This is a genomic window from Halohasta litchfieldiae (assembly GCF_002788215.1).
Classification (GTDB): domain Archaea; phylum Halobacteriota; class Halobacteria; order Halobacteriales; family Haloferacaceae; genus Halohasta; species Halohasta litchfieldiae.
Genome location: NZ_CP024845.1, coordinates 888,212 through 900,551 on the forward strand (window position 1 = coordinate 888,212; position 12,340 = coordinate 900,551).

Below are 12,340 nucleotides of genomic sequence, written 5' to 3' on the forward strand. Positions count from 1 at the left end.
TTATTCGCGTTCGCGCCGCTTAAGAGACCGTCGGTACTCACCGTAGGGGTCCTCAGGGCTGAACGGCGCTGGTGCGCTGTTTTCGGTCGACCCGCCACAGTCCGGGCAGGAATCACCGAGACTGTAGACGGGGCGGTCATGTTCGGACTCCCAGTCCGCACAGACACGAATATCGGATTTCATCGCGACTCGTCCTACTCGTCTTCTTCGCTGCGCTCGCGGTGGTAGTGTCCCGAACCACCGGCAGCCTCGATGGCTTCTTTGGCGCGGTCAGCACTCGATTCGAGCTCTCGCTCGGCGGTTTTGTAGTCCGGCGCACGGACCTTGATCCGGTACTCCGGCGAGCCAACGTAGGACACCGAGAGTTCGATCTCGTTGGGGATCTCGCCGTTGCCTTCGGCGGCCTTCAGCGCCTCTTTGACGACGTCGACGCCGTCAGGAGCCGGACATTCGAGGTCGACATAGCCGGTAACGTTGACGTACGGGACCGAGACGTTCTCGCGGGCGGTCTCGACGATAGACTCGATCTCCTCGTCGCTAAGATCGGTGTCTTCGAGCGCCTCTCCGCCGTGGATTGCCGCCTGCTCGAAGGCGTCGTACAGCGATTCGTACTCCGCGAGCAGGCCGTTTGCGACCGCACCGTAGGTCTCGTCGTCGACCTCCTCGCCGAGCGCAAGCAGCATCCAGTTGTCGGCCTTCTGCTCGTTTTTCCACTCCTGGATCTTCTCTTTGCGCTGGTGTTCGTTGACGTCCTTGATCGAGAGATCGATCTGCTGGGAGCTCTCGTTGACGTCGAGCACCTTGGCAACGACCGTCTGTCCAACGCGGACGTGGTCGCGGACATTTTTGATCCAGCCGGATGCGACCTCGCTGATGTGGGCGAGCCCGCGTTTGTTCTCGTACTCATCGAGGTCGACGAAGACCCCGAAATCGGTGATTTCGTCGACTTTACCGACGACGAGGTCGCCCGTCTCGGGCCAGCCACTGTATTTCATTTGGTATGTAAGTTCCTTCAGTCGGGGAGAAATTATCGAGCTTCGACAGTCTCGACGATTTCGTGATCGATTTCGGCCATGCCGCCGGTTGGCACTGCGAGGGTCGTCCCGCAGACCGCACAGCTAACGGTGGTGGCGGCCTTGCCGAAGACGATCTGTTCGTTCTCGCAATCACTACATTTCACGCGGACGTATGTTCCTGCCATTGTTATTCCTGGAATGTAAGTCGGCCAGCACGCCATCCTTTGCGCATGTGGGCCTTGCCGCAGTCACTGCAGCGGTAGGTGAGGTTCGTCTTCTTCGTTGGTTTGTCGCCACCCGGCACCTTCGAGAACTTGCCTGCGTTCCCGATGGTCGACTTGGCGCGGCGTCGCTGCCGATCCTGGACCTTCTTCATCCCCGTCGAGCGGCCCGTTCGGACCTTCTCGACTTCGTGTTCTTGATGGGAGTCACAGTGCGGACAGTACGTATTCATTCGGCGTGGCATTTCCATAGTGAGATCTACCTTGGCGGTGGTTTGGTATGGCCCGTTAAAACCCGTTTGGTTCGAAGGCGTCGGCCTCCGGCTGATTTTGTGGGATGCGATGGCATACACGCGCCGATCTGGAGGGCAGTTTCCGAAGCCATTAAGCGGTAACCAGTCGAACTCGGAGACATGCAACAGCTCATCGTCAAGGGGGACCCCGGCATCCGCAAGGGCGCGATCATCAACTACGATGGGAACGAACAGATCTGTTTCGGCATCCAGCGACAGGGCGACTGGCACGGCCCTGACGAAGTCCAGCTGTGGTGTACCATCGGCACCGAAGACGAACACGAAACCTACGAAAAACGGTCCTACGTCCCACACTGGCTGGAGGTCGACACCATCGACGCCGACGCCCTCGATGTCGTCAAAGCCCGCAGCGAACTCTCTGTCTAACTACGGTTCAGCGCTGGCCTGATCGCGCTTCTGCGCGCGGTATTCGTCGACATGACTCGGCAGAACGGTTTTTCAGAATAGTATCGTCAGCACTGCCAGCGACAGCACACTCCCGATAGTCAGCGACACCAGCACGACCACGACAGGTCGGATCCCCGTGTTTCGGAGCTTCCCGAGATCGATTTCGGTGCCGAGGCCGACGAAGGCAACACTGAACAGCCAGCTGTAGGCGGTGTCGATGGTAGTAAGCTGTGCTGGTGAGAGAATGCCGAGACTCCCGACAATCGAGAGGGCGATAAATCCGAGCACGAACGTCGGAAACTCCTCCCAGAGCGTCCGCACGGAGAGTCGACCTTCCGTTTCTGCCCGTGTATAGTAGGCTGCGTAGCCAAGGACGACGAATCCGATCAGCGCGTTGCGAGTGAGTTTCGTCAGCGTCGCCCACTGTCCGGCAACCTCCGAGTAGGCGAAGCCGACGGCGACAACCGGTCCCGTCGAGAACATGCTGACACCGGCCCAGATGCCGAAGACGACATCCGAGAGGCCGAGCAGTTCGCCAGCAATCGGGTAGACAACGAGTGTCACCGCATCAAACAGTAGCACCGTGGCCGCCGCATAGGCGATCTGTGTTTCCCGTGCGCGCACAGCACCACCCACCGCGACGACCGCCGAGACGCCACAGATCCCAGCCCCCGCCGCAAGCAGCGATCCCAGCTTGTCGTCGAGACCGAACACGCTCCGTGAGAGAATCTCGATACCGACAATGGTGAGGACAGCTACCGCCACAACAACCACAAGAACGACGAGACCTGCCTCACGAACAGTCTCTAGCGTGAGCGAGGCACCCATCAGCACGATTCCGGCACCGAGCCAGATATTGTGCGTTGCAAGCCCCGGAAGCAATCGGTCCGGAACGCCAGGCCCGTTGACGAGGATCGCTCCGAGTGCGATTGCGACAAGCAGCGCAGTAACGCCAGTAACAGAGGCGATAGCTCGTGCGAGTATCGCCCCAATACAGAGGACACCGACTCCTGGAAGCAGCCGTTTGAGCCGCAGTATGATCCAGGACCACCGGTGCTCAGTCGACATCTATCTCGGCTCACTCACGGTGTCAGTAATGGGTATCGATTGTGTGGTCGACAGGCAACGAGTGCGCGTTCGTGGGAGCTTGTGACTCGGTCAAAACTGCCATACGGCGCTTGAATCATAACCCTTAACCGTAACTGTGGCCTTCGACATGATAGCGGGATGGGATAGCCAGGAGATTCCGCCGGGCTCATAACCCGGAGATCGGAAGTTCAAATCTTCCTCCCGCTATATTTTTTACAATTTCACTTGAAACTAACCGGTTAACCTCCTCTGTGCAGTATCATATACTGGATTTTATAAGAATAAATGACATCTGAAAACCATTAATTGGCTGTAATGCTTTATGTAGAACTGTGTCGGGCGACGAATACTGTCGCAGAACTGCTATCACACGCCTCTCAGTGTCTCCGACCGATGAGTCACTGCTCCGCGAAACGATCAGCGAATGGAAAGAAGGGTGTCAGATCGCGTCGGACAAGGCATGGGAGTGTTGTCACTCCAAGTCAGACGTGCAGCAACTCGCTTACGACGACATTCGCGAGCAAACCACGCTTGGAAGTCAGCATGCGATTCTCGCCTGTCATCAGGCCGCCGACAACATCAAGTCCTGTATCTCATGCCGTCGAGATGGGAGAAAAGCCGGAAAACCCACGTATACGAGTCCGACGATCACCTACGACAGCCGGACGATGACAGTCTTTCCCGAAAAAGAAGCGGTGTCACTGACTACCCATGGCAACCATTCACGGGTGCGGGCTGACCTCGTTCTCCCCGATGACGACGATGGCTACCAACATCAGTATGTTTCTTCGGAGGCGTGGGAATCGACGCAGTCGACGCTCCATTATCGCAACGGAGAGTGGTACTTACACCTCGGATTCCGCAAACACAGACCACATGCCGATAAAACAGAGACAACCGAGAACGGAACGGTTCTCGGGGTCGACCTCGGTGTGAACGAAATCGCAGTCACCAGCACGGCGCGATTCTTTTCGGCTGGACAACTGAATCACGACCGTCGGGAGTTCAAGCGAGTCCGTACCGATCTCCAAGAGCATGGATCTCGGAACGCACACCGAACGCTCGAATCCATGCGTGGTCGAGAAACCGAGTACGTAACTCACGTCTTGCACGCAGTCGCCAACGGAATACTCCAGGAAGCACTCAACTACGACTGCGACGGTATCGTGTTTGAGGAGTTGGACGGTATCCGAAGGCGGTTGCCGAATGCGGCATGGCACTCGAAATGGGCATTTGATCGGCTGTATCAATATGTCCAGTACAAAGCCGAAAGTGAAGGATTATTTGTCGATACGACGAGCCCGAAAAACACATCAAAACGATGCGCCGAATGTGGATTCGTTCACGGCGCTAACCGGCCAAGCCGCGACAGATTCGACTGTCAGAACTGTGAAACGCGAAACCACGCCGATTACAATGCAGCCAAGAATGTTGCCGAAATGTATCTCCGACGCGAGCAACAGTCTTCGTGTCGGAGGGGCGTCAGTCAATACGCCCTGAAATCCGGGACAGTGAGCCCAGATCAGGGATTCACACCATACCCAGCCGAGTCCACGGACAAGCCCTCCCCACAACAAAGCCAGCGGGCCTGACCCCGAGCGAATAGGGAGGGGTAGTTGATATCTACTTTCCGCTATTTCAGATCGGCTCCCGAGCTTAGAACTTGTAGTTCGATTTCGAGCCCAGATCGTCGTCTGCAGTTTCGATCTCACCGATTCCAACAAACTCGTAGTCGACGTCGACCAGATACACCTCGCCATCTTCGACCTCAATATCGATCTCATTCAAGAACGCACCCTCACACGGGCCAAACGAACACCGACCGCTGTCGACCTCGAAGTACGCGCCGTGATTCGTACAGACCACTTCGCCGTTGCGGAGCTCGGCCCCCGAGCCTTTGTCGAGTTTGATGTGGGTGTAATGCTGGCAGTAGTTGAGCCAGCTGATGATGCCCTCGTCGTCCCGGACTAAGATGGCCTCCTTCTGTTCGTCGCCGTCGACTGGTTGCACTCGGAATAGAAAGGTCGTCTCCTCGGGAACTTCGTCGACCGACGTAATTCGGCTCGCGGAACTCATTGTGAAAGGAAGTCGACTGTGAGTTTTTAATAGTATGTTTCGAGATCGGTCCGACGAGAGCACAAGTAATGGTAATAAGAATTGGGTTCACCACTTGACTGGAAGCTGTCTGTAGGTTTTCCCGAAGAGTAGAAGGCCGAGGGCAACCAGAACCGCAGAGATGAGTGCTTCCACAGTATCCCCACTGCTGAGGCTCCGCCTCCGCGTCTCAACCACCATCATATATCCATCATCGGTGTCGATGAGTCGGTTTGCATCCCGGAGCGGTCGATCAGTCTGTATCCAACCGAAAGTCAGCGCGAGCCGGCCACGGAACGAAATCTGATCCGGCGAGACAGCGAGCGATTCGACGACCGTTTCGGGAGCGACTGGCTCCAACAGAAGCGTCTTCGGGAGGATCGAATCGTCGACAGTACGTCGGTAGTAGGCTGGCCGACCGTCTATCGGATGGTATGCGTACCGTGTTTCGATTTGAACCGGCGTCTCAGTGATATTGAGTTCGAGATCGCCCTGTTGAATGCGTTCCCGTTCGGAGACACACGCCGCAGTCGGACGCAAACCGGAACAGGCGACTCCGTCGACTGACTGGTCCCACAGTGAGTCACCAGCAACCTCGATGGCATCGTTTTCGACCGTTACTGGTTCAACGGAGTAGGTGTGTGATGAGAGATCGAGATTGAGCAGCGGGAGATACAACGGATTCGAGAGCAGCAGAAACGCGATCAGCAAACCAACGCCGACTCGCTGTCGCTGAGTCGGTGGCCAGACCGATGAACGGAGACTCATACCGAACTAACTATCAGACGACTGTATAATCATTCAGGAATTGAGATCCGGTACCGAAACCACATCACTCGTAGTGGGTCGACTCAACGCGGGCGTCGAACAGCCGCGACAACAGCGTCGTCACCGGTCCAGCAGCCGTCTCGGTCGACCCGTCGTCCTCGTCGTCACCGACTGAGAGCCCGTCGACGGTCTCGACGGGTCGGATCTCCCACGTCGAGTTGGTCAGAAACACCTCGTCAGCGTTTCGGATCTCCTCGGGCGTATACTGGCCTTCTTCGACTGGAATCCCCTCCTCGGCGGCCAACTCAAGGACAACCCGTCGCGTGATCCCCGGCAGCACCGGGCCATCGAGACTCGGGGTTCGGAGCGCGTTGTCCCGAACAAAAAACAGGTTACTTGTCGCGCCCTCGGTGACGTGGCCATCGACGTCAACCATCACGGCCTCGTCGGCATCGCTCACCCGGAGTTCGAGCCGAGCCAAAATGCCGTTGAGATAGTTGTGCGTCTTTGCCTGAGATGGAATCGACTCGTCGGGGACGCGCTTGGTTTTGACTGTCTGGAGGGTTGCCGGGCCGTCCCACACGGACTCATCACCGCGGCCGCCGCGGGGGAGTTGACTGACGATGACCACGACCGTCGGGTCGACCTCGGTATCTGGAGTCAGTTTCCCCGGTTGGACACCACGAGTGATTGAAAGCCGGACGTAGGCTTCGGCTAACTCGTTTGCCGCGAGGGTGTCGTCGACTCGCTCTCGAAGCTCCGCGTCACTCAGTCCATGGTCAAAGTCGAGCACTTCGCAGGTCTCTCGGAGCCGATCCATGTGGGCATTCCACTCAAAAACCTTGCCGCCGTAGGCCCGCATCGTCTCAAAGGCCGCATCGCCGTATAAAAAGCCGCGATCCCGGACGTTGACGGTCGCCTCCGAAGCTGGGACGAGGTCGCCGTCGACGTGATACAACAGCCCTTGATCACTCATCGCTGGCCTCCTCACACCGATGGACGAAGTTTTCGACCATCCGTTTCCCGTCGTCGGTGAGAATGCTCTCGGGGTGGAACTGGACGCCGAACTGGGGTTTCTCGCGGTGGCGGACCCCCATGACGACCTCGCGTTCGTCGACGGTATGGGCGGTTTCGATCAGTTCGTCGGGTAGGTCCTCGCGGTCGACACACAGCGAGTGATACCGGCCGACCCGAAGGCTCTCAGGGAGGCCCTCGAACAACCCTTGGCCGTCGTGGCTGATCGACGAGGGTTTGCCGTGGACGACATCCGGCGCGTGGCCCACCGGCGCACCGAGGGCCGCACACATCGCTTGATGGCCGAGACAGACGCCGAATATCGGGCACTCGAGGTCGAACACGTCCATCGAAATTCCCGCTGACTGGGGGGTGCCGGGACCCGGAGAAAGGACGATTCCATCCGGATCGAGTCGACGAATCCAATCGAGGTCGACCATGTCGTTGCGCCGGACGGCCACCTCGCCGGCAAACTCGCCGACGTACTGGACGAGATTGTAGACGAACGAATCGTAGTTGTCGATCACGAGGATTCGGGGACCACCGTCGACGTTGCCAGCCACACCTCCCGCCGCACGCTCTTGCTGTGGCTCCGATTCAGCCGCGGTCATTCCGCGGCCTCCTCGATTGTCATGCGGCCAGCGGTCAGCGCCTCATCAATCGCGGTGACAAGCGCTCGACCCTTGGCCATCGTTTCGTCGTACTCGGCGTCGGGCTCGGAATCGTGGACGATCCCCGCGCCGACACGGAGCCGATAGCGGTCGTCGTGCCGCGTTAGGGTCCGAATAATTATATTGAGGGTTGCCCGCCCATCGAATCCGAACATCGCCATGCTTCCGGTGTAGGGACCGCGCTGGGTCGGCTCCAGTTCGTCGATGATTTCCATCGTCCGCGGTTTCGGTGCGCCGGTGATCGTCCCGCCGGGAAAGGTGGCGGCGATAGCGTCGGCCAGCGACCGATCCTCGCGGAGTCGACCCTCCACGACCGAGACGAGATGCATGACTTCCGAGTAGCGGTCGACACGCCGGTACTCGCTGACGTCGACGGTGCCGAACGTACTTACTTTTCCCAGATCGTTGCGTTCGAGGTCGACCAACATCGCGTGTTCGGCCCGTTCCTTGTCGTTCGATCTAAGATCCGTCTCGAACGCTTTATCAGCCTCTGGCGTCCGACCACGGGAGCGCGTTCCAGCGATAGGCTCGGTCAGTAGCTGGTCGCCATCACGCTCTAATAGGAGTTCGGGGCTGGCACTAACGAGGTCAAGCCCACTCCACCGATTCTTGCCACGACCCGAGAATTCTAGGAGACCGGAGTAAGGCGCGGGATTGACCCGCCGGAGGGCGTCGTAGGCTTCGACGGGGTGGACTGCAGCGGGCGCGGTCAGGCACTGCGAGAGGTTCGCCTGAAACGTATCGCCGTCGCGGATATACTGTTTGATCTGGCGGACTCGGTCGGCAAACGCCGCTCGGCCACAGTCACTCTCGAACTCCGCTTCGGTAGCGTCGACTGGCGGCGCACCCACGTCAGGGTCACCGCCGACAGCGGCTCTCGCAAGCTCTGTCGCCCGATTAAGTGCGTCATCGTAGATCTCGTCGAGTGTCGACTCGTCGATCTGTGCCGTATCGGGGAGTTTCGGACAGCAGGTAACGTGTAGCGTCACTGAATCCTCGCGTGGTTCGGACCACGCGGCCACACAGTCGTAGACGCCGATCTGCGCTCGTGGGAGTTGGCGGTCATCGACGGCCTCACCGGGGAGATCTTCGAGTTCGCGGGCGATATCGTAGGAGAGCCAGCCGAACGCGCCGCAAGGGTAGGGAACCGAGCAGGGGCCACGGACGAGCGTTTCCCCCGAGAGGAGGCCGTCAAGGGCGGCCAGCGATGGGGTGTCGCGTTGGTAGTCGCCCATCGCGCTCGTGGCGGCAGTAGAATCGGGATCGGCAACGACAGCCGAGGGAGAAACGGTGAGTCGGTCGACCGGTTCTGTGGCAAAATACCCCCAGCCTGACTGGCCGCCCGTCGTCTCCAAGAAGACGCCACCGGGGCCATCGCGGGCCTTTCGGTAGGCGTCGAAGGGGTCCCTGACGTCGATTTGGACCTCGACTGGAATACGCGCACTCGGTGGCGCGTCGGCAGCCACCGACCGAAAGGTTGCCCGGTCGGTGACGACGGTCGGTGTTCGCATGTGCGATGAGAGTCGCCCCCAGCGGGTAACAGTTTCGCGTTTTGTTGGCCGGCGAAAAGAACAGAACGAGGCCCTACTGGTTTGCGGCGCGGTCGATCCAGTCGCCGACGATTTTCGGAGAAACGTCGACCTCCTCACTTAACGTCTCGGCATCGGCCGCAGCAAGTTCTGCAACCGAGGTGATTCCGACATCGTTGAGACGATCCGAGTAGGCTGGTCCGATGCCCTTGATACTCTTTACTGGAGCACTGGTGTCTTCGGATTCGTCGACTGGGTCGGGGTCCGCCGTCTCGTCGACGTCCTCAGATTCGTCGATTTCTGATTCGTCAAGCGTCTCAGTAGTCTCGATATTGGGGGCAGTTTCTTCGACACTGTCGGTCGACGGGCCGGCTGCCTCGCTTGGCTCGGCGGCCTGCTCGGGGTCGGTGTCGGTGACCGATCCGGTCGAGGCCGACGCATCCGTGCCAGCAGCAACCGATTCGTCCGCGTCTGAACTCTCGTCGACGTCTTCGGCTTCGTCGATGACGTCTTCGATATCACGGTTGGCCGGCTCCTCGTCGACCGAGTCAGTTGGTGGACCAACCGCCTCACTCGGCTCGGTGGCAGATTCGGTTTCGGAGTCGTCCATCTCGGTCATCGAGCCCGTCGAGGCCGACGCATCCGTCTCGGTTGCGACTGACTCGCTGTCGGTCTCCTCGTCGACTGCCTCGTCGACATCAGAAGGCACCGCCGTGTCGGTATCGGCATCGGACGACTCGTCGGAGGCGACCGCATCGCTGGCCTCGCGTTCGACCGTCACTGAGGTATCGGTCCGCTCGTCGTCCCCATCACGACCTCCTCCAATACCGAGAATCGACTTCAGTTTGTTCAGCAGGGCCATTTGGTATACGTAGATGACGACTGTATTTAAAGATTGCAAGCTATTGCCGCGGCTGGAGGGTTCCGACTACAGTTCGTCCCGAAGCGCTCGGTTCATTACGTCGACCGGAGCCTCCCGGTCGGTCCACTGTTCAAACGCCTCGACACCCTGAAACAGGAGCATCCACGCGCCGTCAATCGTCGTTGCGCCAGCCTCGCTGGCCTCCCGCAACAGGCGCGTTTCAAGTGGTGCATACACCGCATCGAGCACCGTGAGATCCCCGTGGAGTAGTGCTGCTGGAACCGGCGTCTCCTCGGATTCCATACCGACGCTCGTTGCGTTGACCAGAACTGTCGCATCACTGATCTGGGAGTCGAGGGTTTCCAGACTACCGCCGGAGGCGTTGGGCACATCCGAGGCGAGATCGATGGCCCGGTCGACGGTCCGATTGGCGATGTGGATCTCGGCTGCAGCATCCGACAGCGCGAACGCCGCCGCCCGGCCAGCACCACCGGCTCCGACGACGACCGCTTTTTCGCCAGCAAGGTCGACGTCGTGATGCTCGAAGGCTCGTCTGACACCCGCGGCATCCGTGTTGTAGCCGCGCGGTGCTCCCTCCGAACGAAAATCGATAGTATTGACCGCGCCGATTCGCTCGGCGACGTCATCGGTGTCGACAAGCTCCGCCACGTCCTGTTTGAACGGGATCGTGACGTTGAGCCCCGCGATACCCAGCGTGTCTGCGCCGCCGATTGCCGCACGGATCTCGTCGACCGCCGGCTCGAAGGCGACATACGAGGCCTCCATCCCGAGTTCCTCGTAGGCCGCCTCATGCATCGGCGGCGACACCGAGTGGCCGACGGGGTTGCCGACCAGTCCATACACGTCCATATGAGTTTGTTAGCCGGTTCATTCTTAAATACCCCGAGTCGAATCAGCCGGTCCGGTGGCCGGGACAAACGGTGGCGTTTTGCGAGTCGACCGCCGAGAGGAAGGTGTGATAGGGATCGTCGTCAGCCGGGCCGACCAAGCATCAGCCCACATCGGCAGACAGCTACTCGACCGCGATGGGTGGACCAGCCACACCGACGAGAGCCGCTCGGAGGCCGACGGTGGCGGGGAGTTCCATCAGCGAGATGGGTTCGAGCTCAGAGTGTTTGAACCAATCCACGTCGAACTTGATTCGCCCGAAGCTGCCTTTTCGGAGCCCGATGCTCTCGATTATCTCGTCTTTGTCTCCAAACACGCCGGCGAGACTGGTCGACTCCTGACTGCACATTTCACGGGCAACTTCGGGCCAGCCGACTACGGCGGCCAACCGGGGGCGTTCGCTCGGGCCGCACCGGGCGCACAGAAGGCCGTTATTGCAGCACTCGACCGCCACGCGCCCGAGGGATACGATATCGGCATCGAGTGTACTCACCACGGTCCCACAGCCCCCTCGATCCCCTCGCTGTTCGTCGAACTCGGTAGCAGCAAAACCGAGTGGGAGGACAGCGAGGGCGCACGAGCAGTCGCCGACAGCGTCCTCGACCTCGATGGCGTCTCGGCCGACCATCAACCAGTCGACGACGAAGGCCCCCGCCACATCGTCGGCTTCGGTGGTGGCCACTACACGCCGCGCTGTACCCGACTCGTCGTCGACAGCGAGTGGGCCATCGGTCACATCGGTTCGGCGTGGCAACTGGATGCGATGGGCGATCCGGCGGCCAACCGCGACGTCATAGCAGCCGCCTTCGAGGCCAGTGCGGCCGAACTGGCGGTCGTCGACGGCGAGCAGCCGGATCTCGAAGCAGTCATCAGGGACCTCGGCTACCACGTCGTCTCCGAGACGTGGCTCCAGACCGTTGGTAGTCGACCCCTAACTGTCGTCTCGGCGCTCGAAACCGAGCTGTCGACGGTCGAAGACGGCCTCCGCTTCGGTCGCGTCGAAATCGGTACAGGTGAGAGAGACGACTGGCACACCGTCGACCTCCCAGAGGAACTGATCGGGGCCGCAAACGGGATCGACACCGACGCCGTCTGGGAGGCCGTCGCCAACCACACAGTTGCCTTCGAGACGGTCGAAGGTGGGACACTTCCTGCGGGACAGGCCGCGGTGGCGACAGTCGACGATTTCGACGGGCTCGTCGACCGACTTATTGAGCTGCTCGAATCGAAATACGAAAGCGTCGAACGGGGCGACCGAGAGATTCGTGCGCGGCAGACCAGCTTCGATCCGGGAAAAGCCGCCACGCTCGGCGTTCCGGAAGGGCCGAAGTTCGGGAAACTCGCGGCTGGCGAGCCAGTGACGTTCAACGGCAAAACCGTCGAACCCCACGTCGTCGAAAGCAAACAAGTCGACCGATTCCCCCTCTCGCGGTCCGAAAGTAACTAACACGACAGATAGAGTCGGA

15 protein-coding genes and 1 tRNA gene are annotated in these 12,340 nt (G+C 59.8%); 4 read left to right on the forward strand and 12 right to left on the reverse strand.

Annotated elements, in window-relative coordinates; translation table 11 throughout:
• From HALTADL_RS04520 to HALTADL_RS04535, 4 genes are read right to left on the reverse strand one after another with little or no spacing between them, the layout of a single operon-like run.
• Positions 1-183 (reverse strand): RNA-protein complex protein Nop10, encoded by a 183-nt coding sequence (locus tag HALTADL_RS04520; protein ID WP_089671654.1) that lies wholly within the window; start codon positions 181-183, stop codon positions 1-3.
• Between the two features lie 11 nt (positions 184-194).
• The gene (locus HALTADL_RS04525) at positions 195-995 is read right to left on the reverse strand and encodes a translation initiation factor IF-2 subunit alpha (protein WP_089671653.1); all 801 of its coding nucleotides are present in this window, start codon (positions 993-995) and stop codon (positions 195-197) included.
• A 32-nt stretch (positions 996-1,027) separates the two neighbouring features.
• Positions 1,028-1,201 carry a 30S ribosomal protein S27e gene (locus HALTADL_RS04530; protein WP_089671652.1) on the reverse strand — a complete coding sequence of 58 codons (174 nt, stop codon included), beginning with the start codon at positions 1,199-1,201 and terminating at the stop codon, positions 1,028-1,030.
• A 2-nt stretch (positions 1,202-1,203) separates the two neighbouring features.
• Complete coding sequence (locus tag HALTADL_RS04535) at positions 1,204-1,488, reverse strand: 50S ribosomal protein L44e (protein WP_089671651.1); 285 nt, start codon at positions 1,486-1,488, stop codon at positions 1,204-1,206.
• A gap of 162 nt (positions 1,489-1,650) precedes the next feature.
• Between HALTADL_RS04535 and HALTADL_RS04540 the strand changes: the two genes are divergently transcribed.
• A complete protein-coding gene (locus HALTADL_RS04540; RefSeq protein ID WP_089671650.1) occupies positions 1,651-1,917 on the forward strand; it encodes an HAH_0734 family protein in 267 nt (88 codons plus the stop codon).
• 72 nt (positions 1,918-1,989) lie between these two features.
• Here the strand turns inward: HALTADL_RS04540 and HALTADL_RS04545 are convergent, their stop codons facing one another.
• Positions 1,990-2,973, reverse strand: coding sequence for a YeiH family protein (locus HALTADL_RS04545; RefSeq protein WP_089671759.1), 984 nt, complete (start codon positions 2,971-2,973; stop codon positions 1,990-1,992).
• A 186-nt stretch (positions 2,974-3,159) separates the two neighbouring features.
• On the opposite strand from HALTADL_RS04545, the gene HALTADL_RS04550 reads away from it, so the two are divergent.
• Together HALTADL_RS04550 and HALTADL_RS04555 are read left to right on the forward strand one after the other, a co-directional pair.
• Positions 3,160-3,234: transfer RNA gene (locus tag HALTADL_RS04550), tRNA-Met, on the forward strand.
• A 125-nt stretch (positions 3,235-3,359) separates the two neighbouring features.
• Positions 3,360-4,619, forward strand: coding sequence for an RNA-guided endonuclease InsQ/TnpB family protein (locus HALTADL_RS04555; protein WP_089671649.1), 1,260 nt, complete (start codon positions 3,360-3,362; stop codon positions 4,617-4,619).
• A 64-nt stretch (positions 4,620-4,683) separates the two neighbouring features.
• Here HALTADL_RS04555 and HALTADL_RS04560 read toward each other — a convergent pair whose 3' ends face one another.
• The 7 genes from HALTADL_RS04560 to HALTADL_RS04590 form a co-directional block, all read right to left on the reverse strand.
• A complete protein-coding gene (locus tag HALTADL_RS04560; protein ID WP_089671648.1) occupies positions 4,684-5,103 on the reverse strand; it encodes a Rieske (2Fe-2S) protein in 420 nt (139 codons plus the stop codon).
• Positions 5,104-5,190: 87 nt separating this feature from the next.
• Complete coding sequence (locus HALTADL_RS04565) at positions 5,191-5,889, reverse strand: hypothetical protein (RefSeq protein WP_089671647.1); 699 nt, start codon at positions 5,887-5,889, stop codon at positions 5,191-5,193.
• 64 nt (positions 5,890-5,953) lie between these two features.
• Positions 5,954-6,865 carry an aminotransferase class IV gene (locus HALTADL_RS04570; RefSeq protein ID WP_089671646.1) on the reverse strand — a complete coding sequence of 304 codons (912 nt, stop codon included), beginning with the start codon at positions 6,863-6,865 and terminating at the stop codon, positions 5,954-5,956.
• Positions 6,858-7,514 (reverse strand): anthranilate synthase component II, encoded by a 657-nt coding sequence (locus HALTADL_RS04575; protein ID WP_089671645.1) that lies wholly within the window; start codon positions 7,512-7,514, stop codon positions 6,858-6,860. Before HALTADL_RS04575 ends, HALTADL_RS04570 begins: the two co-directional genes overlap by 8 nt.
• Positions 7,511-9,085, reverse strand: a complete 1,575-nt coding sequence (locus HALTADL_RS04580; RefSeq protein ID WP_089671644.1) for an anthranilate synthase component I family protein — start codon at positions 9,083-9,085, stop codon at positions 7,511-7,513. The genes HALTADL_RS04575 and HALTADL_RS04580 overlap by 4 nt, the downstream gene beginning before the upstream one ends.
• A gap of 73 nt (positions 9,086-9,158) precedes the next feature.
• Entirely contained in the window at positions 9,159-9,965 is an 807-nt protein-coding gene (locus HALTADL_RS04585; protein WP_089671643.1) for a helix-hairpin-helix domain-containing protein, read from the reverse strand.
• Positions 9,966-10,031: 66 nt separating this feature from the next.
• Positions 10,032-10,835: a shikimate dehydrogenase gene (locus HALTADL_RS04590; protein ID WP_089671642.1), complete on the reverse strand. Its 804-nt coding sequence runs from the start codon at positions 10,833-10,835 to the stop codon at positions 10,032-10,034.
• Positions 10,836-10,941: 106 nt separating this feature from the next.
• Here HALTADL_RS04590 and HALTADL_RS04595 point away from each other — a divergent pair, with 106 nt between their 5' ends.
• The gene (locus tag HALTADL_RS04595) at positions 10,942-12,321 is read left to right on the forward strand and encodes a D-aminoacyl-tRNA deacylase (RefSeq protein WP_089671756.1); all 1,380 of its coding nucleotides are present in this window, start codon (positions 10,942-10,944) and stop codon (positions 12,319-12,321) included.
• Positions 12,322-12,340: the final 19 nt, after the last annotated feature.